Genomic DNA, 24,786 nt, shown 5'->3' on the forward strand with positions numbered 1-24,786 from the left:
AATGAGTACAGCAGTAACACAACAAGTTGATGAGGTAAAATCAACACCATGGTCAGGAGGCAGATCGCCTTTTAACGTAGAGTATGGTAAAATGATGATGTGGTTTTTCCTCCTTTCGGATGCGTTTACCTTTTCGTCATTACTGATCGCTTATGGCGCTTTACGCTTTAGTGCACCAACCTGGCCGTCACCATCTTTAGTATTCCAGTCAATTCCCGGCACATCTGTTGAACACGGTGCTCCTTTGGTATTTGTAGGTTTAATGACCTTTATTCTCATCATGAGTTCTGTTACAATGGTGTTAGCCGTTGAGGCCGGCCACCGTAACTCGAAGAAAGAAGTGATCTGGTGGATGATAGGAACCATTATTGGTGGTTTAATGTTCCTGGGATGTCAGGCTTTGGAGTGGAATCACCTGCACAGTGAAGGCTTTTGGTGGTCTGCTATTCCTAATAAAGAGACATTAGAAGAATTTTTTGCTAAGGGGATCCCGCTGGCGCAGCAGCAGATGTCATCGCATCAGTTTGCAAACCTGTTCTTTACCATTACCGGTTTCCACGGTTTCCACGTATTTTCAGGAGTTGTAATCAATATTATAATTACTATTAACGTGTTATTAGGCACTTACGAAAGACGCGGCAGCTATTTAATGGTTGAAAAAGTTGGCCTTTACTGGCACTTTGTGGATTTGGTGTGGGTGTTTGTATTTACGTTCTTCTATTTAGTTTGATAATTTAACCCGATTTATATATGTCATCAGAAACTACACATATTCATGCAGCCGGCGCTGAGCACGAAGAGCATGAATCAATGACCAAGGGGAAAATATGGTATGTATTTTTCATTTTATTAGGTATAACTTGCGTTGAATTTTTTATAGCGTTGTGGTTGGCACCTCATTTTCAAATCGCTTCGCATTGGGTAAATCCTGCGTACATTATTTTAACGTTATTTAAAGCATATTTCATTGTAGCTTACTTTATGCACCTGAAGTTTGAAAAGGTAGGTTTAGCATTAGCTATTATTATACCTATACTTTTTATAATTGGTTTAATATTGGTACTTACAAACGAGAGCCATTATTGGATTGACCTTAGGGTGTAATGAAGAAAGCCGGCATATTAAAAAAGATTACGATCCTGGTACTAGTTTTAGTTGTACCAGGATTTTTATATTATTTACTAACCGCTCATGGTAAAAACAGGTACAAACCATTAGCTGTTTTCGGCCCTAAACAGGTCGCCAAAACCTTTCATCAGGTTAAGGGAAAGAATGTTGCAGATACCATCTACCATACCCTTACTGACTTTAACTTAACTGACCAGAACGGCAACGCGGTATCGCTTAAAACATTAAATAATAAAATACTGGTCATAAACTTTTTTTATACCGGTTGTCCGTCTGTTTGCGGCCTTATGAACAGGAACGTTAATGTGATTGATTCATTTTATACCCGTAACAAAATGGTTTATTTTCTGTCGGTTACGGTTGACCCGAAACATGACGACGTTACGGCTTTAAAGAAATACGCGGACGGATTTAAAGATCTTTCAAAAAAACGGTTGTTTTTAACCGGCGACACCGCCACTATATATAACCTGGCGCGCCAGGGTCTTTTGGTTAATGCGCTTCAAACCGGTCCTGATGAATTTGTTTACAGCGATAAACTTATCCTGGTTGATCGTGACAGGCGAATAAGGGGATATTATACCGGCGCATCCACGTTGGAGGCTGAGCGTTTAAATGATGAAATTAAAGTATTGATTGCTGACGAGTTGCGGAAAAACGATACGCCATTGTATTGAGCCAAGCAGCCGGATTATGTCAAATAGTAAAATAGTTTTTAATTCTGATCCTGATAAAAATGACAGATAAATTTATATTCCGTTTTGTAGCAGCTGTATCCATATTCGTATTTGTCGTTGTCGTTATCCTCAACCGGAAGATTCTGCCAGTACCAGGCGATACACCTGCCTTCACTATGTACCTGCCCATGCTTAATGCTGTTTTAAATGGCACTTGCAGCATACTTTTGCTTGTATCGTTATACTTCATCAGGCAGCGCAATATTACCATGCATAAACGCATCAACATTTTGGCGTTTTGCCTGTCGTCACTTTTCCTGGTTTCGTACATCGCATTCCATTACCTGATGAAAAAAGAAACAGTATTTGGTGACCTGGATGGTGACGGTATTTTATCTGACGCTGAACGCAGCGCGGTTGGATCACTTCGCCCAATTTATCTTACCATCTTAATCTCGCACATCATACTTGCTGCCGGCGTATTGCCATTGATTTTGCTGAGTTTTTATCGCGGTCTGCAAATGCAAGTGGAAAAACATAAAAAACTGGTGCGGTGGACATTTCCCATTTGGCTGTATGTAACTGTTACGGGAGTTATTGTTTATTTGATGGTTTATCCTTATTATCATTTTTAAGCTGTTGAAATGAACAAAGGCTCGCGAGGTTTTTAAAAGTTCGCAAGTCTGATATTCCCGTCTTTACTTCTTCGCCTTTACTTCCTCCAGCTTTCTTCGCGTATCCACCGTTTCCTGCAAACTTAACGAACGGGTATAGGCTTCAATTGCTTTTTGTTTGTCCCCGGTTCCGCTATAAAAATCGCCAAGACTGTCAAATGCATTAGCGCTTTGCGGATGATTTTCTACATTTCGTTTAAAAAGCAATAAGGCTTCTTTGGGTTGATTAAGCTCCCAGCAATGATAGGCCACACTATTCACCAATGATTCGGCGGGGATAAGTGTGTAACCAAGATTATCTGAAAGCATTTTAAAATGAGATATAAGTACTGAGTCTGCATTCAATTCGGGATGCCCGTCAAATTGACTGCTCCTGAAAGCGTAATAGTTAAACAGGTAGCGCAAAGCATCGTATTCTGCATTTAGTTCAATGGTGCCGTGGCGTTCATTAGGATAAAACTTGTAACTCCAGCGCAGGCTTTTTGGTTTAGTATCTTTTAAAGCTTTAACAAATGGCAATACCGAGCGGGTTAACTGTGTATTGCTGTTAAGGGTATCTTTCATTACACTAATGGTATCAACACCCGGCGGCATATTATTGGCAACGGCTACGAACAACGTTCTTTTTGAAAGGTCAATAACAGCTAACTGGCGTTGCGCCTGTTTCAATAGCTTTTTATTATCCCACCATAGGCTTGGCTCAATCGCTATATACGCGTTAAACAATTTGGTGTGATTAAGCAGGGTATTTACAACTGTTAAGCCCCCTAGGGAGTGCCCGCTTAAAATCCGGTATGGGGCCGCAGGATAATGCGCGTTCACATAAGGAATTAATTCATCTTCAATAAACTTCAAAAAGTTTTCTCCCCCACCAGAAATTTTTGAATCAGTTACATGCGTTGGTGTAAGGTCACGATTGCGGACTGTATTGACAATGCCAACAATTATCATGTCAGGCATTACGCCTGCCATTTGCTGAACAATACCCGCAGCGGAATAAAAATGCTCCTCCCCATCCAGCAGATACAAAACCGGGTAACGCTCTTCCTTATTACCCTGTGGTATATGTATCATCAACGTCCGCTTTTCACCCAGGATTTTTGAATAAACAGTATCAACGGTGCCAATTGTTATCCGGTTATCTCTTTTTTGGGAAAATGTAGGTACACAAACGATGAAAAATATAAACGTTATAAATGATTTCATAAAAAAATCTTTAAATCACTCATTCGCCAACTTGCTAATTCAAACTTAATATTTACCACGTAGTTATTTTCTTTCCGTCAACCTGCACCGGCTGATAGGGATGGTCAAGAAATTGGGCTATCAAAACATCTCCAGCCCTCGAATTTAATGCAGGGCCATGCGTTTTATCTGTAAACAACACCCGTTGACTGTTGGGCATATAATGATGAATAACATCATTATAAAAAGCAGGGCAGTATGGATCGGTATCCCCTGTCGACAATAAAGCCGGGGTGTTTGAATATACGGGCGTTTTGGCAATACTGCTAACCGGTTTCACATTCCAGCAATTACATATCGGGTGGTTAACATCATTAAAGCGATATCCTGCAAGATAGGGGAAAACCTCATTTTGCTTATCTATCAAATGTTGATCTGCAAAATAGATTTGTTCGGAACAATACATGGAATAGCGCATGCCAAGAGTATTACTTTTACCGGCATTAAAAATATTATCGAAATAAGCCGTCATGTACTTTTTCTGATTGCCTGCAATAAGCTGGGTAACCAGGTAAGGTACATTTTTTAATTCCGCGTTGCTGGTTAGTTTATCCACCAAAAAATCGAGCATATCACTACGCCTGTATTTTATGCTGATGCTATCGGCACTGCCCTTTTCTAAATATCTTAAAGTAAACGCCTTGTTGTCTATAGATGAAAAGTAATCCTGGAAACGTTGTTTTAAATGAGCGTACAACGGATTATTGGTGGAGTCCCGTTCACAATTACCAAACACCTTATTAAAAGATTGGTTAATGCTGAACAAGGCATCTTCTTCGTAGTTCACAAAACCCGGCAGCGCCGAATCAAGGATAACGGAGCGGATATGCTGCGGGTAATTACGCAGTACGGTAAGCATCAGCCCACCACTGTAGGAGATTCCTATTAAATTTATAGAATCAATTTTTAAGGCACGGCGCAAATCTTCAATATCAGCCGCATTTTCAATGGTATTATAGGCAGAAAGATCGTTACCGTCCGCAATCAATTTTTTACGGCAGTTTTTCGCTTCCCGGGCAATTGAGCTGTCCAAAGGCAGGTTTTTGCGATAAGCATTTTTTACCGCTTCGCTGATCCCGTCGCATGAGAGGCATGGTTTCGCATAGGTGGTGCCCCGCTGCTCAAAGGCAATATAATCTCTGTTTTTTATAAGCTGGCGGTAGTGTGCAAAACGCACACTACTTAAAGAGCTTGCCCCGGGTCCACCTGATGTGTAAAGCACAGGGTCTTTTTGTTTATGGGGGTTACCGCTCTCTACATAAATAAAAGGCAGCTTTATTGTTTTGCCTTTTGGTTTGCTCCTGTTTTCCGGGACTATTAAGTAAGCGCAACGGGTTTTTAAGCTGCTATCCGCCTTAAATGCACAGGCGCAGGGCTCAATTTTGGGTGTATAACTTCCCTGTGCAAATGATACTTGCTGAAAGGAAATTATGAATAGTAATATACGTATAATATGCCTGGTCATGATGATCGTTTCTTTTTTAATCAAAGTAAAAGTATTGAGGGAATGATTTTTAGTAAAAAACGGACAATCTTAAAAAAACGGGTAATAACAGCGTTTACATTAAACCTTATATTCATTTGTAATATTAATTGCTTTTTTTGTGATTTTTCAGCCCCTTTAGATACTAATTAGGAGTAGTTCATTTTTCGATGCAGCGTAAAGAAGAGTTTGTAAAAATTATAAAAGAAAATGCCGGGCTTATTTATAAGGTTACCAGGGTATATACCGATAGCAGGGAAGATAGGCAGGACCTTTACCAGGAGATTGTTTACCAGCTTTGGAAATCCTTCGAATCATTTAGGAGTGAATCAAAAGTTAGTACATGGATGTATCGCATCGCATTAAATACGGCTATAGCTCATCTAAATAAGGAAAAAAAGAAAGGAAGTTATACGCCGATAGATGAATTACTCCTTAATAAGCCAGACTTAAATGATACGCTAAAAGAGGAGCAGATCGAAATTTTATATACGCAGATAAGGCGATTGGATAAGATTGAAAAGGGAATTATACTGCTGTATCTGGATGGGAAAACATATGATGAAATAGCAGGCATAACCGGCTTTAGCACCACCAATATTGGTACCCGGCTAGGGCGGATTAAACAAAAACTAATAGCTCAAATTAATTAAGGAAATTAAATTATGGAATTGGAAGAAATGAAAGTTGTTTGGGGCGAAATGTCTGCCGAGATTGAGAAACAAAAAAAATTAACAGATTCACTAATTATAAAAATGACACAGGTAAATTACAGGAGCAAAATAGGTAAAGTAACAGTTCCGGAGACTATCGGTTCGTTGGTTTGTTTGGCAACGGCTTTATTTATATTTATAAACTTTCAGCAACTTGGCACCTGGTATCTGCAAGTTTGCGGCGTGGCTTCTGCCGTAATTTCATTGCTGTTAGCTGTGCTATCACTCAAGGCAGCAAATAAATTAAGCTCGATTAATATATTAAACAATAATTTTAAACAATCATTAGCAGACTATTCAAAAGGTAAAATACAATTTGCGCTGGTTAAAAAACTGAGTTTTTATCTTGGGGCCGTGCTTATGCTTACCGTACTGCCGGTAATGTGTAAGCTTATTGATGGGGTGGATTTGTTTAAAATAACCAGGCTATGGCTATGGTATGCTGTTGCATTTCCATTCTTTCGCTGGTTTACCACATGGGTTTTTAAAAAGTATAAAAAAACAATACAGGATGCCGATAATGTCCTGAAAGAATTAGCAGAGGCCTGATCAGCCTGCTCTTATTTTATGCTGTTAGCGGTAAGCTTTTGCCCGGTAAACTTTACCACGTCTTTATAAAAATGGCTCATATCATAATACCCAAAGTCAAAAGGTGTAAAAAGTCCTTTTTGATTTACGTATGCGGTTAAAGCGGTACGTGTGCGCAAAATGGTGAAATAGTTTTTGGGAGACGTGCCTACCACCTTATTAAAATAACGGTTAATGGTTTTTGAGGTTACAAACATCTTTTCTGCCATTTCAGAAGTGTTGAGCTGCATATCGGCCGAATCATAATTTTCAATGCAATCGTGTACAAACTGCAGGTAATGATCCTTGCTTTTATTTTTAAAGCGGGCTAAAAGAAAATGCTGCATCATGGCCATCCGCTCCTCAAAACACAGCGGCTGTTTGATTTTTTGGAGGAACGCAGGTGGTAATATAGTATTCAGGTTAATAACCTGCCCGATAAGGCTCAACTGGTTTATCCCTAAAATCGCTTCAAGTCCGCCTGGCAGAAATTTAACAGTGAATATATGATCAGTAGGTTGTTTGAATTTTTCAACGCTGGTGTCCCTTAACACTAAAATATCATCTGTTTCTTTTATCAGATACTGTTTATTGGCTACCGTTAAGTAATAGGGAGTACCGAGGTTTATCCAGAAGGTAGGCGTATAGCTGGGAAACATTTTTACGCTTTTAAACTGCGGAACCTCTTTCTGGTCAAAACTATCCAAAGGAAAGGGAGGGGTTGATTCTGAGAAAAATTCAATATGATCGGCAAGCTCATCACACGGTTCTATAAACCGGTGTACTTTACGGATATTGTTAAAAATCTCGACCATTTAAGAATAAGACGGAGGATAAAATAATTAGTTACAGGAAATGTTAACCAGTTAAGTAAGCGCCAATTTTTTATTGTTTAAGCATCTCGAATCTAACTCGTATGGTCGCAAACTATTTTCCATTCACCATCAATCTTTTTAAACCAAAGTGTGAAATAACCGCCAGGCGCGTCTTTTTCGCGTTTTAAATGCCAGCCGCCTAATACAAATGCGTTGGCGGGGTCAAGCACCTTAACCTGTAGAATATCAAAGGTAAGGAAGCCCATTGCAGCTTTATCAGGGTATCCTTTTTTGTAATGATCAAGCGTGGTTTGCCAGCCATAGGCGGGAGCGCTTTTTCCCACAAACAGTAAAGAATCTGATTTCCAGTATCCCTGCATGTAACCATCAATATCACCTTTGTTCCAGGCTATCCGCTGGGTTTCCAGCACTTTTAAAATGCCCTGCTGATCCTGGGCATGGAGAATAATACAGGATGCCAGGAACAGGAGGGAGGAGAGGATGATTTTTTTCATAAAGCAATTTAACAATTTTAACCAAAAATCCTTTTAGCTTTGACAATTAAGCGTTCACCTTTATGAAGAATATACTCTGTTTCGGCGAAATATTATGGGATACCTTTGGCGATGAAAAAATAGCCGGTGGTGCCCCAATGAATGTTGCCCGCCATTTAGTGCAGCAGCACATGGATGTTTTGTTTGCCAGCCGGGTTGGCAAGGATGTATCGGGCGAGGGCCTTGTAACGTTTTTAAAGGCAAACGGCTTATTCAGCGAACTGATTCAGCAGGACGAAAAGCTACCGACTTGCGAAGTTACCGTTCAGTTGGACAAGGATGGGGTTGCAACTTACATTATCCCTGAACCGGTATCTTGGGATAATATCCAAACGGAAACATCACTTACCAAAGCCGCCGGGCAGGCAGCTGCAATTGTATATGGCAGCCTGGCCTGTCGCGAAGAAACAACAAAGGACACCCTGTTGAATTTACTACAGGAAACTACCGCCTTAAAGGTATTTGATGTAAACCTGCGTGCCCCGCATTATACTTTATCAACTATTGAGACACTGGTTGCCGGAGCCGACGTAATAAAGATGAATGAGGACGAAGCAGCATTATTAATTGGCGGGAGCAATAGCCATATAAAAGAAAAAATTATTGAGTTCCAGAAAAAGTATCACCCTAAAACCATCTGTGTTACACGTGGCGAACATGGCGCAATCGCCTGGCACGACTATGAGTTTTATGAACACCCGGGCTGCCCTGTATCGGTAGTTGATACCGTTGGTGCTGGCGATGCCTTCCTGGCGGCGTTTGTTTCGGGCTTGTTAAAGAATGAACCCATGCAGGGATTGATTGAAAAAGCATGCCGCGTTGGTGCTTTTGTGGCCGGAAAAAGAGGGGCAAACCCTGTTTATGATGAGAGTTTGGTAATCTGATGGCAAACTGCATCGGGATTTAAAGAACGGCCAGCTGCAACTCACAACTCCCACTTCCCTCCGTTTGTCATGCTTTCATAACAATTCTGCCTAAAACCAGCTTTGTAAAACTTTTAAGAAAAATATTCCGTTATTTTATATCAGAAAGGGTATTGTATGCGTGGATTCGAGTTTTCGAAGTTTAAACCCAATCAGATCCAAAAAGGCGGATTTGAGGAATTATTAAAATTGTTTTTGGAATTGCTCAACTATACAGCAGGCGATGCAGGCGAAGCTTTGGCCTGGATGAATGAGCTGGATAAGCAGTACAACCTAACCAACGATGAGTATGGGATGGGTAATTTTATCGACGATCTGAAGCAAAAGGGCTACCTGAGCGAAGAAGAGCAGAACGGCGAGTTTAAGATCACTGCAAAAACAGAACAAAGCATCAGGGAGTCGGCGCTGGAGGAGATCTTTGGGAAGCTGAAGAAGTCAGGCAAGGGAAATCACCGTTCGCCGCAATCCGGACAGGGCGATGAAAAGAATGCCGAGCGCAGGGAGTTTGAGTTTGGCGATAGCCTCGACCAGATCAACATGACCCAGTCTATCCATAACGCACAGGTAAACCACGGCATCGGCGATTTTATGATGACGGAGCGCGACCTGGAAGTAGAGGAAATGGATTTTAAGACCCTTACGTCAACGGTGCTGATGATCGACATCTCGCATTCGATGATCCTTTACGGCGAAGACAGGATCACGCCGGCAAAGAAAGTGGCTATGGCGCTTGCTGAACTCATTCGAACCAAATACCCTAAAGATACCCTGGACATTGTGGTATTTGGTAATGATGCCTGGCCCATTACGTTGAAAGATCTGCCTTATTTACAGGTAGGACCTTATCATACCAACACTTACGCAGGACTGGAACTAGCAACCGACTTGTTGCGCAGGCGTAAAACCCAAAACAAGCAGATCTTTATGATCACTGATGGTAAGCCAACCTGTTTAAAAGAAGGTACAAAATATTATAAGAACAGCATCGGGCTGGATAGGAAAGTGGTAAATAAAACCCTTAACATGGCCGCCCAGTGCAAAAGGCTCAAGATACCTATCACCACATTTATGATAGCCAAAGACCCCTATCTGCAGCAATTCGTACGCAAGTTCACCGAAACCAACGGCGGCAAGGCTTTTTACAGCTCGCTGAACGGTTTGGGTGAATATATTTTTGAAGATTATATAAAGAATAGAAGAAAGACAGTTCGTTGATTTGAAGATGAGTTGATTTGAAAATGTTAATATTCTATATTTTCAAATCATCAGATCGCCAAATTTTCAAATTCAAATAATGACAAATGACTAATAAAAAAGATATAACAACCCTGGGCCAATTAAAAAAGACGGACTATAAAAGTCGGTCGGTTAAGGATGAATTACGCGAAAATCTTATAGTGCAGCTTCAAAAAGGCGAAGGCGGTTTTGAGGGAATTGTAGGATTTGAAGATACGGTAATTCCGGATTTGCAAACTGCGATACTGTCACGTCACAATATCTTATTGCTGGGTTTACGCGGACAAGCTAAAACGCGGATAGCCCGCTTGCTGGTTAATTTGTTGGATGAGTGGATGCCCTATATTGAAGGATCTGAACTATATGATGATCCGCTGGCACCTATTTCGTGGTTTGGGCATCATGAAGTACTGGCAAAGGGGGATGATACCCCGATAGCCTGGGTGCACCGTTCTGAGCGATATACAGAAAAACTGGCCACTCCGGATGTTACTGTTGCCGATTTGATTGGCGATGTTGACCCAATCAAGGCGGCTACCATGAAGCTAACCTACTCCGATGAGCGCGTTATTCACTTTGGGCTTATCCCGCGTGCACACAGGGGCATCTTTGTAATTAATGAGTTACCCGACTTGCAGGCGCGCATCCAGGTGTCATTATTTAACATCCTGCAGGAAAGGGACATCCAGATCCGTGGTTTTAAACTGCGCTTACCTTTGGATATCCAGTTTGTGTTTACAGCAAACCCAGAAGATTACACCAACCGCGGATCGATAGTGACACCGCTGAAAGACAGGATTGAAAGCCAGATCCTTACCCATTATCCGCGTTCTGTTGAGATCTCCCGTAAAATAACACAACAGGAAGCTTCTATCTCTGCCGATCAGCGTGCTGCCGTAGAGGCTGATGGCCTGGTAAAGGACTTAGTAGAGCAGATTGCCTTTGAAGCGCGTAACTCAGAATACATCGACAAAAAATCAGGAGTTTCGGCGCGTTTAACCATATCGGCCTATGAAAACCTGATCAGTAATGCTGAAAGGCGAATGCTCATCAATCATGAAAAAAATGCTTTCGTACGTATATCCGATTTTCTGGGGGTTATCCCGGCCATAACCGGTAAAATTGAACTGGTTTATGAAGGTGAACTGGAAGGCCCCGGAAAGGTTGCCAATATATTAATAGGCAAAGCCATCAAAACGTTGATGCTGCAGTTCTTCCCCGACCCCGAAAAATCAAAAAAGAGCAAAGCACCCAATCCTTATGCAGAGATCATTAACTGGTTTAGCGATGGTAATAACCTATCGTTAGTTGACGAGTTGCCGCAGCAGGAATATAAAAAGAATTTAAATTCGGTTACCGGTTTAAAGGCACTGGTGAAAAAGTTCCATCCGCGGTTAACTGAAAACCAGGACCTGCTATTAATGGAGTTTGTTTTACACGGATTATCAGAATTCTCGCAGTTAAATAAAGGGTTTTTAGATAACGGTTTTGCTTTTTCAGACATGTTCAACAGTTTGTTTAATTTGCAGCCCGATGAAGATGACCTGGACATTGATGATGACAGATACTAGCCCGGCAGATTTTTATAGCGCATGATGAAGGGACAAACGCTGCACGTAATTTTCCTCATACTAGCGCTATTACTTATTGATCTGTATGTTTTAAGCGGATTACGTGGTTTATCCGGCAAATGGAAATTCCTGCAGAAAGTATCATTCAAAAGATGGTACTGGATGGTATCAGTTTTATTGATAGCAGGCCTGATATTTGTGGTTTTTGTAAAAATGGGCCTTGTGGTAAGGCTTGCTGTTGTGATGGCGTTCTTTGTGGTATTCTTATTTAAGATCTCGTACCTCCCTTTTTTGTTTACAGACGATGTAAGAAGGTGGATCATCTCCTATAAAAAACGCCTGAAAAGTCAGCATGCTGCTATACAGCAGCCCCTGGCAGCCATTCCGGGTGCTATTCCACCAATTCCCCGGTCTGAATTCTTAATGAAAGCCGGGTTACTTGCCGGTGCTATTCCGCTTGCAGCTTTAAAGCTCGAGATGAAGAGCGGGCTGTATGATTATCACATCAGGCATCAAACACTGTATTTTCCTGACCTGCCAAAAGCATTTGACGGGATCAGGCTTGGGCAGATTTCTGACATCCATTCTGGCAGCTTTTTTGATAAGAAAGCAGTGCTGGGGGGAGTGGAAATGCTGATGCGGGAAAAAGCCGACTTTATATTTTTTACTGGCGATCTTGTTAACGCGGTTACTGAAGAGGTTAAGGATTACCAGGATATTTTCAGCAAAGTAAAAGCGCCCCTTGGGGTTTACTCCTGTTTAGGTAACCACGATTATGGCGATTATTCCTGGTGGCCAGATGAAAAGGCCAAGCGCAAGAATTTTGAAGAAATAATAGCCGTTCACAAAAGGATGGGCTGGGACTTACTGATGAACGAGAACAGGCGGTTAAAGGTTGATGGCGAAGAGATCGGGATTCTTGGCATAGAGAACTGGGGCGAACTAAGCCGCTTCCCTAAATATGGCCGCATGGACCTTGCTGTAAAGAATACCGACGATCTGCCTGTAAAACTGCTGCTCTCGCACGATCCTTCACACTGGCGCGCACAGGTGCTGCCGGAATACCCGCAGATTGATGCCATGTTTTCGGGTCATACGCATGGTATGCAAATGGGGGTACGAACAGCAAATTTTCAATGGAGCCCCATCCAGTATATCTATAACGAATGGGCAGGGCATTACCAGCAGGGCAAACAGCAATTGTACGTAAACGTGGGCTACGGTTTTTTAGGATTTAGCGGACGTGTTGGAATATTGCCGGAGATTACGATATTTGAATTAAAAACCGGAACAAACCCTTCGAAAAAGTTTAAAACTGCTTAGGGTGGCTGTTAACCTGTGAAAATGAAGAAAACACTCTATTCTGTTTTTGATTTTCTGCTCTTCAGTAATATTTTTATGTCGCTTTGTGCGGTTGCGCAGGGCCTCCTTACTTTTTATTTAATAGGGGCAAAGCCTGTTTTTACTGTTCTTGGCTTGCTGTTTACCTCAACTTTAGGGATTTATAATTTTTGCATCCTGGCTACAAAGCCTTCAGATCCGGCCAACTCCCCGCATAAGCGCGTGCGCTGGTTCTTTTCGCATAACCGATTAATGGTAACTTTTACCATTGTATCGCTGCTCTCATTGATCCCGTTGTTTGTGCTGCTTTCGATGGAGTCAAGAATCCTGCTTATTTTTTTGGCGCTTATATCTTTCTTTTACAGTATCCCTGTTTTTACCATTGGCGACCACAAATTTGGGCTAAGGCATATCCCCTGGCTAAAGCAATTTATGATCTCACTGGTGTGGACAATGAGCATTGTGCTGCTGCCTGTTTTGGAGGCACAGCATTTTCATTTAACTGGCATATCATTAAGAGACACCACCATACTTATTGCAAAGCGTTTCCTTTTTATTGCTGCGCTTACTATCCCGTTTGATATTCGCGACCTTTTTGACGACCGTAATTCTGGCCTCAAAACCGTACCTACAGTGTTAGGCGAAAAAAATGCATACCTGTTTTGCCAGATCCTGCTGGCAGGATACGTTATTTTATTGTTGATTTTCAAAAACAGCTGGTTTAACCACGACTTTTGGGCGCTAACGCTTTCTGTTGCATTAACCGGCTGGCTCATTTTTAAATCGAAATGGGAAAAGAATGAGTATTACTATTTTTTTTATATGGATGGTATGCTGATACTGCAATATTTGCTGGTGCTGTTGGTGAACGGGGTCTGGAGTTTCTTATAAATCGTTGTCGTTCCCCCTACTGATTCTACAGGATTTTAATCTCACCTTGTCAGACTGTGACAGGTGTGACAAGGCGAACCGGCTTTAGCTTTAAGCAATATGATAGAACGGGATGTCCATTAAGCAAAACTGTCACATCCGTCGCAACACTGATAGTGTGACAAGTGGCCTCGTATTTTAACCCAATTTAAAAATTTACTCCACCACGGGCAATTCAATACTGCTGGAAAATTGCAGAGAGTGAAACACTTTTTGAATTGCGGTTTGATAATCACTTGCTTTTGCCTCGAAAATATTAGGCACATACTTTTGCGGGTTCCGGTCAATTATCGGGAACCAGGTGCTTTGTACCTGCACCATTATTTTATGTCCTTTCTTAAACACGTGGTCTGCGCCATGTAGGCCGATAGTGTAGAGCTCAACTTTATTGGGTGTAATGGGTTCCGGCTTTGAGAAACTGTTCCTGAAGCGGCCGCGAAAAACATCGTCGGCTATCATTAGCTCATATCCAGACATTTTTGGCTCTTTCCGGTAATTTTCGGGATATACGTCAATCAATTTTACCACCCAGTCGGCATCGCTGCCTGAGGTAGCCGCATAAAGTTTTGCTGCAACGTTGCCTGTTATGGTAACATCCTGAGTAAGGGTATCTGTTTGCCAGCTTAAAACATCAGGGCGGCCGTCAACAAAACGCTGGTCGTCGGTTAGCCAGGTGTACCATCTCGATCCCGGTCCATAAGTTTCTTCAATTGGGCGGGCACGGTAGGGCACAGGTTTTGAAGGATCAGATACGTAACTGTCAAATGATTTGGCTTCTGCAGCGGATGGCCTGTCAAATGAGAGCTTACCATTGCTGCGGAAATAAATGTTTTTTACCGTTGCTTGCTTAGGCGGCCATGAAGAATAGTTTTTCCATTTGTTTGAGCCGGTTTGAAAAGATATGGCTTCGGCAAATTTTCCATCGCCTTTATCTTTTAAATACCATGCAAACCATTTGGCCTGGATCTCTTTTCGGAAATAGGTAGCGGTTGGTTCATCAAATTTTATGTTGCCAAGGTTCCGGCCTTCACCGCCAGCCCAGCCGCCGTGCCGCCATGGCCCCAGTACAATAAAATTCCGGTGGCTGGTATCCCTTTTCTCCAGCGCCTTATAAGCATCCTGAGGGCCAACCATGTCTTCCTGGTCCCACCAGCCGCTAACGTGCTGTATAGCCAGTCTCGGATAATCAAGCCTTGACGGAAGCGCCTCCTCTTTCCAGTAAGCGTCATAATTAGGATGTTTTGTAAAGTCGTTCCAGCTTGGCAGTTTGCCATGTACATACTTTTTGTTCATGTTTGACAAAGGCCCCAGTTTTAAATACCAATCGTACGTATCGTAGTTGCTAAACTGGTAAAGTGAGTCTGTTTTGGAGATCTCTTCCATAAATGCATATTCAAAAGCGTAACTGAGGCGAAATGCGCCGTTGTGGTGCAGGTCATCATTCATAAACATGTCTGACGGTGTGGCCTGTTCAGAAACTGCTTTAAGCGCCGGATGAGGGTCGCTGGCGGCAATAATAGTTGTCCAGCCATCGTACGAGATGCCGTACATGCCCGCTCTGCCGTTATTATCGGGTACATTCTTCAAAAGCCAGTCAATAGTATCATAAGTATCGCTGCTTTCATCTATGGCTTTTGCATTCGTTTTGTCACGGCTAAAACGCATCATTGCATATTTTCCTTCAGACTGGTATCGGCCCCTTATGTCCTGGAAAACAAAAATATAACCATCATCCGCCATATCCTTTATGTAAGTGCTTTTTTCAGGGCTTGGGTAGCCATCAACGCCATAAGGGGTTCGTAAAATTAAAAACGGCAATTTTTCCGTTTGCCCCTTTGGCGAGAAAATGATTGTATGCAGTTTAACGCCATCCCGAACCGTTATCATTACTTCCTGCCGGTTATATTTATCATCAGGTTTGGTTTGCTGCGCAAATAAAACCAGCCCGTTTAAAAGTAAAACGGTTAAAAGAGTTAGCCTTGTAAATAATACTTTCATATTTGCTGCTTAAAGGTTGCTTAAAGATAAGAATTGGTTTATAAAGTTGATTAGGTGAGTGGTTGATTAATTAAGTTGTATAATTGCCTGATTGGCTAACAAATAGGAAAATGCCCGCTAATTATAACAATTCAGCATGGTTTTATGACAGGCTTTCGCGCATGGTTTATGGGTGTGCGCTGGTGAATGCACAGGTTTACCTGCTGCAATATGTTCCTGCCAGGGCCGCGGTGTTGATAGCGGGTGGGGGAACGGGCTGGATATTGGATGAACTGACTAAAATACAGCAGTCCGGCTTGCAAATAACTTATGTTGAGATTGCTGCTGACATGATGACCCTATCAAAAAAAAGGAATACCGGCAACAATGAGGTAGTTTTTATTAATGATGCCGTGGAGCGAATCAGCTTCGATAAAAAATTTGATGTAGTAATTACGCCGTTCCTGTTCGACAATTTTACAGAAGAGACCACCGGGAAGGTATTTAACCACATTCACAGGTCGCTCAAGCCTGGCGGATCATGGCTTAACGCTGATTTTCAACTCAGCGGAAAATGGTGGCAGGCTATTTTATTAAAATTGATGTTTTTGTTTTTTAGGATACTTTGCAATATAGAGGCATCGAAATTGCCTGATGTACAAAAGCAATTTGAGCGCAGGGGATATGGCGTAGTTGAGGAGAAGACTTTTTATCGGGATTTTATAATATCAAGAGTGTATCAATTGATTTAAAAATTATGTCATGCCGAAACAGGTTCAGCATGACATTCGTTATTTTTATATATTGATTGCTTACTTACCCATTATAAACAAACTTATATCCAATCCCTCTAACCGTTTGTAAGTACTGTGGCGAGTCAGGATTTGATTCTATCTTTTTACGCAGCCTTACAATGTGCATGTCAAGGGTTCTGGTGTTTACGTCGGCATTGTATCCCCAAACTTCCATCATCAGTTCCTCGCGGTTAATCACTTTGTTCTTGTTTTTAAGAAAATACAGCAGGATGCGGTTTTCAAGTATGGTGAGCTCAATTTTACGGCTGTCTTTTATCAGCAAATGGGTATTGGGTAAATGTTCCATATCCGCAAATTTGTATGACTCTGTTTTTTCGCTGTTTAACGAAAATTTGATCTTATTGTCAATCATAGCCACCAAAACATCCATATTAAAAGGCTTGATGATGTAATCAGACACACCAAAGTTATACGCTGCAATTTTATCAACGTCCTGCCCTTTTGCGGTCATCATAATCACTAAATTATCAAATCCTTTTTCTCGAATATTGGTACAAACCTCCGACCCCTGTTTGCCGGGAAGCATCCAGTCTAACAAAACAATATCGGGTAGTTCGCTTAAAATTATTTTTTCAGCGTCGTCGCCATTAGCGGCATCTAAAACTTTATATCCCTCAGACTGTAAACGTTCACTTACCAGGAAACGCAGGTTTTCATCATCTTCAACCAGCGCAATTTTTATTTCTTTATTCATATTTTAATTTTCATAAGGTAATGTAACTATAAACTCCGAACCTTCGTTCACCTTACTGTTGACAATTATTTCTCCGTGCATAAAATTAACCAGTTCTTTACAAAAAGCCAAACCCAGCCCAACGCTTCCGTTTTGATTATACTGGTTCTCTATCCTGTAAAACTTCTTAAATACATTGGGCAGTTCATCTTTCCTTATCCCAATTCCCCTATCCCTAAAAGCGAATACTATATTCCGTTTAGTATTACTCACATTTATATGCAACTCTTTATTTTTAGGGTGCGAATACTTGTAAGCATTTTCCATCAAGTTCTGAAAAATGCTGCCTAAAAGCACAGGATCAGTGTACAACGGATGAACTTCATGAAAGTTATGGGTAATTTTAAAATCAGGATACTTTATTCTGAAGGTTTCAATGTAGCTTTTCACAAAGCGCTCAACATTAATTTCTTCTATTTTAATATTTATCGATTTGTTTTCAAGTTGTGTAAAGGACAATAACTTATTCATCAGTTCATTAAGCTTGTCAGCTTCCTCATTTAGGATCCGGCCATATTGCTTGCGCTGTTTTTCACTAAGTTCGCTGTCGCCGCTAAGGTTTGAGCCGGCAATTTTTATAACGCTTACCGGGGTTTTAAACTCGTGGGTAAAATTATTTATAAAGTCGTATTGGAGTTTAAATAGCTTAATATTTACGTTTAGGTTGCGGTAAATAAGCCAGCCTATCAGTACCAAAAAACAATAAACCAACAGCACTGAAGCGCCAATAGGCATAAATCTCCGGTTAATTTCATTTGTAAGGTAATCCGGGGCTGATTTGAAATACAGTTTATAATCGGATAATGCGCCAGGCAGGGCTAATTCTGTTATCAGGTTTCCTGCCTGGTTGTCCGGCGGATCATATACAACAGGTTCAACAGTTACGTCCTGGTAAAGTTCTTTATGGGTGTTTTTTACTTTCAGCAAATAAGGATTGATGAAAAAAGTCATCATATTTTGCTTGGAAAATGATGGTGAATTTGGGTGCTTCTGCAATTCGCGTAAAATTTTAACATCCTCGCGGCGCAAAATATTTGAATAGCTTATCTGGCCGGGCTTAACATCATAAAACGAGCGAAATATTTCATCTTGCGTTGAACTGTGTGCTGTGTCAGACGAGTTTATATAATTGCCCAGTTTTTTGGCCATCTGGTCAAAATCAGGCTCGTTGGCAGTGTTCCAAATTTTAAGTCCGGCCACTTTTCCTTTCTTAGGCCAGTAGTGGTAGATAGATTTTATTGAAATACCTAATTGATTCTTTATGATGGCAGTGTTTTTTTGGTTGCCTATTTGCAGGTCATAAAAAACGATACGTTTTACGAAGTTATAATTGTGAAAAACCGAATCGGCGTATTTAGCAGCTGAAGCTGAATCAAGGAAGCCCTGGTATGAAGTTATCTCAGGTATTTTGTTTTGAAAAAGGCTGGTATATGGTTTTATAGTTTGCTCCATTACATCTATCTTTTTTGAAGCAAACTCATTTTCAACGTATTTAGCATTGAGGCTGTAGGACACAAAAAGGGCTATTATAAAGGTTACCGATATAAGTATCAGGAATATGATGATCAGTAAAAAGTTTTTCCGGTAAGTGTTATCCTGCTTTTTCATAAACGGGGATTATGGTTTCTCCCGCATATTTTCATCAAGGAACTTTTCAATTTCAGCATACATCTCCATCCTGTTTGCCTGGCTCCTGAAAAAAGTACGTTCCCTTGGCTTTAAAAAGTATTTAACATTATCGTTGCCGTTTTGTTTTTGAAGCTCGCGAACAAACCGGTTAAGTTCGCTGATGTTTGCACGATCATCCCGTGCTCCCTGGAATATTAAGAGCGGTGCCCTGATCTTGCGAATGTTGAAAACAGGAGATATTGTTCTTAGCTGGCTGGCGTCAGTTTCAGGATTACCCACCCTTTCATACGTCATTTGTACCAAAGGTTTCAGGTAAGGCGGTGCATCTTTTATGTACGTAAAAAAATTTATCAGTCCGTGCTGCACTATAGCGCAGTTATACATGCCCGGATGAAAAGACAAGCCATATAAAGCCGAGAAGCCGCCAAAACCACCGCCGAAAATGGCTACCCTTTTAGGGTTCGCAATTTTATTTTCAATCAGCCAATTTACGCCGTCAGTAATATCCTGCTGCATTTTTCCACCGACTTCTTTAAATCCGGCACTGTAAAATGCTTTCCCAAAACCGGTTGATCCCCGGTAATTAACCTGGAAAACCGCGTACCCGCGATTTGCCAAAAACTGCACTTCGGGGTTATAGCCCCACCAGTTATGGCTAAATGGCCCGTCGTGTGGCATAACCACTACCGGCAGGTCGGTTTTTGTTGAGCCTTGCGGAAGCGTTAGGTAGCCATTTATCTTCATGCCATCGCCGGCTTTAAAGGATACAGGTTGCATAGCACAAAGTTCATCAGGCTTAATGTTCGGATTGATATCGCCCAGCTTAGTTAATTTGGCCGTGCTTTTTTCGTACAGGTAGTACGATCCCGGATTCCGGTCGGTATAGGTGAAAAAAATAAACTTGTTTTCTGCACTGTCCCTGTCCGTTATGTCTATCTGGGTGCCTTTGAGCTCAGCTGACAGCTTATTGTAAATGCGTTTAATTTCCGGGTCTAAAAAATGTTTCTGCGGTTTTGCGGCATCCCACGCCACCAGCTCAATTTTACGCCTGTTTCTTGAATACTGGTAATCCTGGATATCCGCATAGGAGGAGGAAAATATTACTTTAACTTCTTTTCCATTTTCAGCGTTAATTTCAACAAGGGCTGTTTTATCCCGATTTACATTAGAAAGCGCCAGGAAGTTATTTCCGTTACCCGTAAAAGCTATTGGCTTTACCGAGGTTTTAAAATTGTTTGCAATAATGCCTTTAAACGGAGCACTGTCATTTGGCCTGTAAAGTATAGTTTCATCCACCCCGTCTGACGCCCTCACCAGCCTGATCTTGCCATCAGCGTCGGGGTACCATTGTGTTATATTACCCGGATTCACCAAATAAGGGGTTAATTCTTTAGTCTTAATATTAAGGCGGTAAACATCAAAATTTGCCGAGTCGCGTTTATTCATCCTGATAGATATGATGTCCGGCTCAAGCTTGTTCCGCCCTATCATTGAGATGCGCACTTTTTTAGGGGAAATAATTATTTGTGATTTTAACGTGGAAACATCAAGTGCGAACATTCGTATTTCATCACTTGCAATAATGTCCTGAAAAAAAACGATCTCATTATTATAGGTCCAGAAATAATCGCCTCTTATGGAATAATCGGTAAAGTTGGTAGCCATTTCCTCCTTTCCACCTTCCAGGGATTGGATAAAAAGGTTCTGTTTGTCCTTAAACGGCTTTAAATATGAAATATATTTACCATCGGGCGATATCCTGTAATTGATTTTTTCGGGCGTTCTGAAGAAATCAATTACAGGAATAGGCGTTACTTGTTGCTCACAGGCACTTAATGCAGCTATAACAAAAACATACAGTAATACTCTGAAATTATTTAACATTAGCTATACGTGGTGGTATTTAATCTGGTTAAATTATACAATAAACTTTATCAATTCAAACTGTCACTACAATTTTACCCATAGTTAATTTAGAAAATTGAACATATCGGAATTGAAAGGGGTATTTTCAAATTTGCAAATACGCTGTGTTCAAATTAAATAACTTATTTTTGATTTAATGAAGCAAATATTTCTGTGTTTTTTGTTGATGTTATTAGTTGGCCCGGAGCTATATGCCCAGGACAATGATTTGCTGCTGGCAAAGCAATATGCTGCCAATGGGGAGCCTCAAAAAGCGCTTGACATTTACCAGAAATTATACAGGCAAAACAACGAAGCTTATTTCACCGTGTATGTGAACAGCCTATTAGCTGAAAAGAAATTTGACGACGCTGTTAACATCACAAAAAAAATGATCCGGAAGCATCCCGAAGATCATCAATATAATATAGTGCTGGGGGCAGCATATACGCAGCAGGGTTCTATTGAAAAGGCAAATGCAATATATGATGACCTGATCAAAAATCTCCCTGCCGACCAGGGAAAGATAGCCATACTTGCCTCGCAATTTTACCAGAATGCAAATGTTGATTATGCAATAAAGATTTTTCTGCAAGGGCGTAAGCTGTTGCAAAACAATCAAATATTTTCTTACGAGTTAATAAATCTATACCGTTATAAAAGGGACAAAGCTGCTTTGGTTGAGGAATATCTTAACTTTTTACCGTCAAATCCTCCATTTATTACACAGGCCGAAAATACCATGTCGAATTTATTTGAGGGCCAGGCCGACTATGATATTCTGAAAACGGCATTGCTGAAAAAAATTCAGAAAGATCCACAGCAAACGCTATATCCGGAACTGCTTACCTGGCAATTTTTGCAGCAAAAGCAATTTGATATGGCATTGAACCAGGCACTTGCACTAAGCAGGCGGCAAAATGACGATGGAAATAATGTTTTTGAACTGTGCAGCACACTTACGGCCAATGAGGCTTATGACGCAGCCATAAGAGGCTACGAATACCTGGTTAGCAAAGGGAAGGAACAGCCTTTATATATCCCTTCAAAAATTGAGTTAATAAACACAAAAAATTCACGGATAACATCGGGTAAATATGTTAAGGAGGATCTTTTAAGCCTTGAAAAAGATTATAATGACCTGTTAACTGAATTTGGAAAAAATTCAAACACGGCGTTTGCCATGCAAAAATTAGCCAGCCTGCAGGCGTTTAGGCTGCACAAGCTGGCCGATGCACAAAAGTTACTGGAAGAGACGGTTAAAATTCCGGGTATCCAGCCAGGCTTGCTTGCCAGTTGTAAGCTTGATCTGGGCGATGTTACGCTGTTAAATAATCAGCCCTGGGATGCAACGTTACTTTACAGCCAGGTTGAAAAAGATTTTCCAAACACATCAATAAGCCAGGACGCAAAATACCGTAATGCTAAACTTGCTTATTACACCGGCGATTTTACCTGGGCCAGGGGGCAGCTTGATGTATTAAAAGCGGCAACGTCACAATTGATTGCCAATGATGCGTTAAATTTATCGTTGCTGATTTCTGATAACATTGCGGCCGACAGCAGCGGATCGGCATTGAAAGTTTATGCACGGGCAGATCTGCAAATATTTGCCGGACAGCCTGAAAAAGCTTTAGCTACATTGGATAGTATTGATGCTAAATACCCCGGAAATTCACTTGCCGACGATATTTTAATGGCCAGGGCCCGGCTGTTTATCCAGCAAAAGGACTACACAATGGCCATACCTCTTTTGAAAAAGATTGCCGAAGAGCATAGTTTTGATCTTTGGGCAGATGATGCTGTATTTATGTTGGGCGATATTTATGAAAACCAATTGCAGGATAAAGAAAAAGCTAAAATGTATTACCAGAAGATAATTACCGATTATGCGGGCAGCCTTTACATAAACGAAGCCCGCAAAAGGTTCAGGCTATTAAGAGGAGATAAGAACGAAGCGGCCTCATAAGATGGCTGCATAAGTTTAATTGCTAAATCAATAGGTGGGACTGAACTTTAATAATGAGTTTTTTTACAACCGGGCGGGTTATAATTTACTTCAACTAAAAATACTATTTTTGCGGCGATGATCATATTTAACGATACCGTAATTGTGGATGAAACTATCCACCAAAAATGGCTTAACTGGATGCAGAAGGTATATATTCCTGCAGTAATGGAAACCGGGCATTTTAAATCATACCAGGTGTTAACTGTTATTGATTCGCCAAACGAGGGGGTAACTTACTGCGTGCAGTATAGCGCTGAAACCATTGAGGATTTTAACCATTTCTACAGTAAACATCTGCATAGGCTTCAGGATATCCACAATCAGGAGTTTGAAAATCAGTTTGTGATTTTTAACACCCTTATGAAAACCGTTGACTAAAATGAAAATAACAGAAACTGGAATTAAAGGGTTGCTGGTAATTGAACCCCGCATCTTTAAAGATGACAGAGGCTATTTTTACGAAAGCTACAATAAAGATAAATATACAGAAGCTGGTATATCGGTTGATTTTGTGCAGGATAACCAGTCTTTTTCAAATAAAGGGGCTGTTAGGGCGTTGCACGGGCAGGCAAATCCTTTTGCGCAGGGAAAGTTAGTACGTGTAGTAACGGGGCGGGTACTGGATGTCGCGGTTGACATTCGTAAAAGTTCACCTACTTACGGCAAGCATTTTTCAATTGAATTAAGCGGCGAAAATAAATTGCAATTTTGGGTGCCTGCGGGTTTTTTGCATGGATTTTCGGTATTGGAAGATAATACCATATTCAATTACAAGGTAAATAACTATTACGATAAGGATTCAGAAATCGGGGTAATGTGGAACGATCCTAACTTAGGGATAGACTGGGGCCTGGCTCCGGGTGAAGCATTACTGTCACCTAAAGATGAACTGCTTTCGTCTTTTGAATCTTTTGTAAGCCCGTTCTGATTTTTTGAACGGATAGAAAAATAAGGGGTAATAATGATTGGCCGATCATTATTACCCCTTATTTTTTGCCATTGCTATTGCTTTATTAAGTTATATAACTCGTCAAGCTTAGGGCTAAGAATGATCTCAATCCTTCTGTTTTTTGCCCTCGCTTCTGTGGTATTGCCAGTATCAACCGGCTGATATTCACTTTTGCCGGTAGCGGTTAGTCTTTTTGGGTCAATCTTCTCAACCTCAGTAAGATAACGGCAAACAGAAGTGGATCGTAAAACGCTCAAGTCCCAATTGTCTTTTATCTGGCCAAGGTTAATTACCTTTTTGTCATCGGTATGGCCCTCAACGGCTATAGTTAGATCAGCTTCTTTATTAAGAACCGCGGCCAGCTGCTGAAGCGCCTGTTTTCCGCGTGCATCAATAACTATACTGCCCGACGGGAATAGCAACTTGTCGGTTAATGAAACATATACCTTGCCGTTCCTGATATCAACAGACAAACCATTTTGCTGGAAACCCAATAATGCTTTTTGCAATTTATCCCTTAATGCATTGGTTGCTTCATCCCTTTTGTGCAGCGCATCTTCCACCTCTTTTAAGCGGGCTTCCCTCTTTTTCAAATCAGCCGATAATTGATTGACTTTTGATGAGCTGGCGCTCAGGTTGTTGTTCAATGCCCCATACTTGTCATTCAGATTGCTGTAATTACCTTTTAACGCATCATAATTTCCCTGCGCTTCTTTTATTTCGCGGTGCAGGCGCATGGTATCGGCGCGCAACATGGCAACAGTATCAAAAAGTGAATTTGCACGCATGGAGAGTGAATCGCGCTCTGCTACCAATGCTTTATACTTTTTGGGCGACATCACCACGCAACTGTGTAAAGTAAAACAAAACAGTGCCGCAACTAAAATAGATCTGGTTTTCATTGGGATAA

General features: G+C 41.1%; 24 protein-coding genes. 15 read left to right on the forward strand and 9 right to left on the reverse strand.

The features are described from left to right. Window position 1 precedes the first annotated feature (1 nt). From MuYL_RS04280 to MuYL_RS04295, 4 genes are read left to right on the forward strand one after another with little or no spacing between them, the layout of a single operon-like run. A complete protein-coding gene (locus tag MuYL_RS04280) occupies window positions 2-730 on the forward strand; it encodes a cytochrome c oxidase subunit 3 (protein ID WP_094569348.1) in 729 nt (242 codons plus the stop codon). 20 nt (window positions 731-750) lie between these two features. Then, on the forward strand, window positions 751-1,104 hold the full coding sequence (locus tag MuYL_RS04285; protein ID WP_094569349.1) for a cytochrome C oxidase subunit IV family protein: 354 nt from the start codon (window positions 751-753) through the stop codon (window positions 1,102-1,104). Continuing rightward, complete coding sequence (locus MuYL_RS04290; RefSeq protein WP_094569350.1) at window positions 1,104-1,805, forward strand: SCO family protein; 702 nt, start codon at window positions 1,104-1,106, stop codon at window positions 1,803-1,805. Before MuYL_RS04285 ends, MuYL_RS04290 begins: the two co-directional genes overlap by 1 nt. A 59-nt stretch (window positions 1,806-1,864) precedes the next feature. After that, on the forward strand, window positions 1,865-2,440 hold the full coding sequence (locus MuYL_RS04295) for a DUF420 domain-containing protein (protein WP_094569351.1): 576 nt from the start codon (window positions 1,865-1,867) through the stop codon (window positions 2,438-2,440). Between the two features lie 63 nt (window positions 2,441-2,503). Here MuYL_RS04295 and MuYL_RS04300 read toward each other — a convergent pair whose 3' ends face one another. After that, a complete protein-coding gene (locus tag MuYL_RS04300) occupies window positions 2,504-3,685 on the reverse strand; it encodes an alpha/beta hydrolase-fold protein (protein ID WP_094569352.1) in 1,182 nt (393 codons plus the stop codon). A 52-nt stretch (window positions 3,686-3,737) separates the two neighbouring features. Next, complete coding sequence (locus MuYL_RS04305; RefSeq protein ID WP_094569353.1) at window positions 3,738-5,189, reverse strand: alpha/beta fold hydrolase; 1,452 nt, start codon at window positions 5,187-5,189, stop codon at window positions 3,738-3,740. A gap of 188 nt (window positions 5,190-5,377) precedes the next feature. Between MuYL_RS04305 and MuYL_RS04310 the strand changes: the two genes are divergently transcribed. Both MuYL_RS04310 and MuYL_RS04315 read left to right on the forward strand, forming a co-directional pair. After that, window positions 5,378-5,860 (forward strand): RNA polymerase sigma factor, encoded by a 483-nt coding sequence (locus MuYL_RS04310; RefSeq protein ID WP_094569354.1) that lies wholly within the window; start codon window positions 5,378-5,380, stop codon window positions 5,858-5,860. 12 nt (window positions 5,861-5,872) lie between these two features. Then, window positions 5,873-6,469 (forward strand): hypothetical protein, encoded by a 597-nt coding sequence (locus MuYL_RS04315; protein WP_094569355.1) that lies wholly within the window; start codon window positions 5,873-5,875, stop codon window positions 6,467-6,469. An 11-nt stretch (window positions 6,470-6,480) separates the two neighbouring features. On the opposite strand, the gene MuYL_RS04320 is transcribed toward MuYL_RS04315, so the two are convergent. Both MuYL_RS04320 and MuYL_RS04325 read right to left on the reverse strand, forming a co-directional pair. Continuing rightward, on the reverse strand, window positions 6,481-7,302 hold the full coding sequence (locus tag MuYL_RS04320) for a helix-turn-helix domain-containing protein (protein ID WP_094569356.1): 822 nt from the start codon (window positions 7,300-7,302) through the stop codon (window positions 6,481-6,483). A 92-nt stretch (window positions 7,303-7,394) separates the two neighbouring features. Beyond that, a complete protein-coding gene (locus MuYL_RS04325; protein WP_094569357.1) occupies window positions 7,395-7,817 on the reverse strand; it encodes a YybH family protein in 423 nt (140 codons plus the stop codon). A gap of 62 nt (window positions 7,818-7,879) precedes the next feature. On the opposite strand from MuYL_RS04325, the gene MuYL_RS04330 reads away from it, so the two are divergent. The 5 genes from MuYL_RS04330 (at window position 7,880) to MuYL_RS04350 (ending at window position 13,818) form a co-directional block, all read left to right on the forward strand. Further along, window positions 7,880-8,740: a carbohydrate kinase family protein gene (locus MuYL_RS04330; protein ID WP_094569358.1), complete on the forward strand. Its 861-nt coding sequence runs from the start codon at window positions 7,880-7,882 to the stop codon at window positions 8,738-8,740. Window positions 8,741-8,896: 156 nt separating this feature from the next. After that, window positions 8,897-9,994 (forward strand): vWA domain-containing protein, encoded by a 1,098-nt coding sequence (locus MuYL_RS04335; RefSeq protein WP_094569359.1) that lies wholly within the window; start codon window positions 8,897-8,899, stop codon window positions 9,992-9,994. An 86-nt stretch (window positions 9,995-10,080) separates the two neighbouring features. Further along, complete coding sequence (locus tag MuYL_RS04340; RefSeq protein ID WP_094569360.1) at window positions 10,081-11,586, forward strand: sigma 54-interacting transcriptional regulator; 1,506 nt, start codon at window positions 10,081-10,083, stop codon at window positions 11,584-11,586. 21 nt (window positions 11,587-11,607) lie between these two features. Beyond that, window positions 11,608-12,909: a metallophosphoesterase gene (locus tag MuYL_RS04345; RefSeq protein ID WP_394338981.1), complete on the forward strand. Its 1,302-nt coding sequence runs from the start codon at window positions 11,608-11,610 to the stop codon at window positions 12,907-12,909. A gap of 21 nt (window positions 12,910-12,930) precedes the next feature. After that, a complete protein-coding gene (locus tag MuYL_RS04350) occupies window positions 12,931-13,818 on the forward strand; it encodes a UbiA family prenyltransferase (RefSeq protein WP_245845771.1) in 888 nt (295 codons plus the stop codon). Window positions 13,819-14,013: 195 nt separating this feature from the next. Here the strand turns inward: MuYL_RS04350 and MuYL_RS04355 are convergent, their stop codons facing one another. Beyond that, complete coding sequence (locus MuYL_RS04355) at window positions 14,014-15,855, reverse strand: CocE/NonD family hydrolase (protein ID WP_094569362.1); 1,842 nt, start codon at window positions 15,853-15,855, stop codon at window positions 14,014-14,016. Between the two features lie 110 nt (window positions 15,856-15,965). Here MuYL_RS04355 and MuYL_RS04360 point away from each other — a divergent pair, with 110 nt between their 5' ends. Further along, complete coding sequence (locus tag MuYL_RS04360) at window positions 15,966-16,586, forward strand: class I SAM-dependent methyltransferase (protein WP_094569363.1); 621 nt, start codon at window positions 15,966-15,968, stop codon at window positions 16,584-16,586. Between the two features lie 64 nt (window positions 16,587-16,650). On the opposite strand, the gene MuYL_RS04365 is transcribed toward MuYL_RS04360, so the two are convergent. The 3 genes from MuYL_RS04365 to MuYL_RS04375 are packed head-to-tail and all read right to left on the reverse strand — an operon-like array spanning window position 16,651 to window position 20,895. Then, window positions 16,651-17,343: a response regulator transcription factor gene (locus MuYL_RS04365; RefSeq protein WP_094569364.1), complete on the reverse strand. Its 693-nt coding sequence runs from the start codon at window positions 17,341-17,343 to the stop codon at window positions 16,651-16,653. Window positions 17,344-17,346: 3 nt separating this feature from the next. Beyond that, complete coding sequence (locus MuYL_RS04370; RefSeq protein ID WP_094569365.1) at window positions 17,347-18,990, reverse strand: sensor histidine kinase; 1,644 nt, start codon at window positions 18,988-18,990, stop codon at window positions 17,347-17,349. Window positions 18,991-18,999: 9 nt separating this feature from the next. Then, complete coding sequence (locus MuYL_RS04375) at window positions 19,000-20,895, reverse strand: S9 family peptidase (protein ID WP_094569366.1); 1,896 nt, start codon at window positions 20,893-20,895, stop codon at window positions 19,000-19,002. 178 nt (window positions 20,896-21,073) lie between these two features. On the opposite strand from MuYL_RS04375, the gene MuYL_RS04380 reads away from it, so the two are divergent. From MuYL_RS04380 to rfbC, 3 genes are all read left to right on the forward strand, one after another. Then, window positions 21,074-22,885 carry a tetratricopeptide repeat protein gene (locus MuYL_RS04380; RefSeq protein WP_094569367.1) on the forward strand — a complete coding sequence of 604 codons (1,812 nt, stop codon included), beginning with the start codon at window positions 21,074-21,076 and terminating at the stop codon, window positions 22,883-22,885. 117 nt (window positions 22,886-23,002) lie between these two features. After that, window positions 23,003-23,305, forward strand: coding sequence for a DUF4286 family protein (locus tag MuYL_RS04385; protein WP_094569368.1), 303 nt, complete (start codon window positions 23,003-23,005; stop codon window positions 23,303-23,305). 1 nt (window position 23,306) lies between these two features. After that, window positions 23,307-23,855 (forward strand): dTDP-4-dehydrorhamnose 3,5-epimerase, encoded by a 549-nt coding sequence (rfbC, locus tag MuYL_RS04390; RefSeq protein WP_094569369.1) that lies wholly within the window; start codon window positions 23,307-23,309, stop codon window positions 23,853-23,855. Between the two features lie 74 nt (window positions 23,856-23,929). On the opposite strand, the gene MuYL_RS04395 is transcribed toward rfbC, so the two are convergent. Further along, window positions 23,930-24,778 carry an OmpA/MotB family protein gene (locus MuYL_RS04395; RefSeq protein WP_094569370.1) on the reverse strand — a complete coding sequence of 283 codons (849 nt, stop codon included), beginning with the start codon at window positions 24,776-24,778 and terminating at the stop codon, window positions 23,930-23,932. Window positions 24,779-24,786 lie beyond the last annotated feature (8 nt).

Origin of the sequence: Mucilaginibacter xinganensis, from assembly GCF_002257585.1 — a bacterium.
GTDB classification, from domain to species: Bacteria; Bacteroidota; Bacteroidia; order Sphingobacteriales; family Sphingobacteriaceae; genus Mucilaginibacter; species Mucilaginibacter xinganensis.

Excerpts from the sequence above, each read along its gene's own strand:
- MuYL_RS04280 (WP_094569348.1), top strand. The coding sequence starts at position 2 with ATGAGTACAGCAGTAACACAACAAGTTGATGAGGTAAAATCAACACCA.
- MuYL_RS04285 (WP_094569349.1), top strand. The coding sequence starts at position 751 with ATGTCATCAGAAACTACACATATTCATGCAGCCGGCGCTGAGCACGAA.
- MuYL_RS04290 (WP_094569350.1), top strand. The coding sequence starts at position 1,104 with ATGAAGAAAGCCGGCATATTAAAAAAGATTACGATCCTGGTACTAGTT.
- MuYL_RS04295 (WP_094569351.1), top strand. The coding sequence starts at position 1,865 with ATGACAGATAAATTTATATTCCGTTTTGTAGCAGCTGTATCCATATTC.
- MuYL_RS04300 (WP_094569352.1), bottom strand. The coding sequence starts at position 3,685 with ATGAAATCATTTATAACGTTTATATTTTTCATCGTTTGTGTACCTACA.
- MuYL_RS04305 (WP_094569353.1), bottom strand. The coding sequence starts at position 5,189 with ATGACCAGGCATATTATACGTATATTACTATTCATAATTTCCTTTCAG.
- MuYL_RS04310 (WP_094569354.1), top strand. The coding sequence starts at position 5,378 with ATGCAGCGTAAAGAAGAGTTTGTAAAAATTATAAAAGAAAATGCCGGG.
- MuYL_RS04315 (WP_094569355.1), top strand. The coding sequence starts at position 5,873 with ATGGAATTGGAAGAAATGAAAGTTGTTTGGGGCGAAATGTCTGCCGAG.
- MuYL_RS04320 (WP_094569356.1), bottom strand. The coding sequence starts at position 7,302 with ATGGTCGAGATTTTTAACAATATCCGTAAAGTACACCGGTTTATAGAA.
- MuYL_RS04325 (WP_094569357.1), bottom strand. The coding sequence starts at position 7,817 with ATGAAAAAAATCATCCTCTCCTCCCTCCTGTTCCTGGCATCCTGTATT.
- MuYL_RS04330 (WP_094569358.1), top strand. The coding sequence starts at position 7,880 with ATGAAGAATATACTCTGTTTCGGCGAAATATTATGGGATACCTTTGGC.
- MuYL_RS04335 (WP_094569359.1), top strand. The coding sequence starts at position 8,897 with ATGCGTGGATTCGAGTTTTCGAAGTTTAAACCCAATCAGATCCAAAAA.
- MuYL_RS04340 (WP_094569360.1), top strand. The coding sequence starts at position 10,081 with ATGACTAATAAAAAAGATATAACAACCCTGGGCCAATTAAAAAAGACG.
- MuYL_RS04345 (WP_394338981.1), top strand. The coding sequence starts at position 11,608 with ATGATGAAGGGACAAACGCTGCACGTAATTTTCCTCATACTAGCGCTA.
- MuYL_RS04350 (WP_245845771.1), top strand. The coding sequence starts at position 12,931 with ATGAAGAAAACACTCTATTCTGTTTTTGATTTTCTGCTCTTCAGTAAT.
- MuYL_RS04355 (WP_094569362.1), bottom strand. The coding sequence starts at position 15,855 with ATGAAAGTATTATTTACAAGGCTAACTCTTTTAACCGTTTTACTTTTA.
- MuYL_RS04360 (WP_094569363.1), top strand. The coding sequence starts at position 15,966 with ATGCCCGCTAATTATAACAATTCAGCATGGTTTTATGACAGGCTTTCG.
- MuYL_RS04365 (WP_094569364.1), bottom strand. The coding sequence starts at position 17,343 with ATGAATAAAGAAATAAAAATTGCGCTGGTTGAAGATGATGAAAACCTG.
- MuYL_RS04370 (WP_094569365.1), bottom strand. The coding sequence starts at position 18,990 with ATGAAAAAGCAGGATAACACTTACCGGAAAAACTTTTTACTGATCATC.
- MuYL_RS04375 (WP_094569366.1), bottom strand. The coding sequence starts at position 20,895 with ATGTTAAATAATTTCAGAGTATTACTGTATGTTTTTGTTATAGCTGCA.
- MuYL_RS04380 (WP_094569367.1), top strand. The coding sequence starts at position 21,074 with ATGAAGCAAATATTTCTGTGTTTTTTGTTGATGTTATTAGTTGGCCCG.
- MuYL_RS04385 (WP_094569368.1), top strand. The coding sequence starts at position 23,003 with ATGATCATATTTAACGATACCGTAATTGTGGATGAAACTATCCACCAA.
- rfbC (WP_094569369.1), top strand. The coding sequence starts at position 23,307 with ATGAAAATAACAGAAACTGGAATTAAAGGGTTGCTGGTAATTGAACCC.
- MuYL_RS04395 (WP_094569370.1), bottom strand. The coding sequence starts at position 24,778 with ATGAAAACCAGATCTATTTTAGTTGCGGCACTGTTTTGTTTTACTTTA.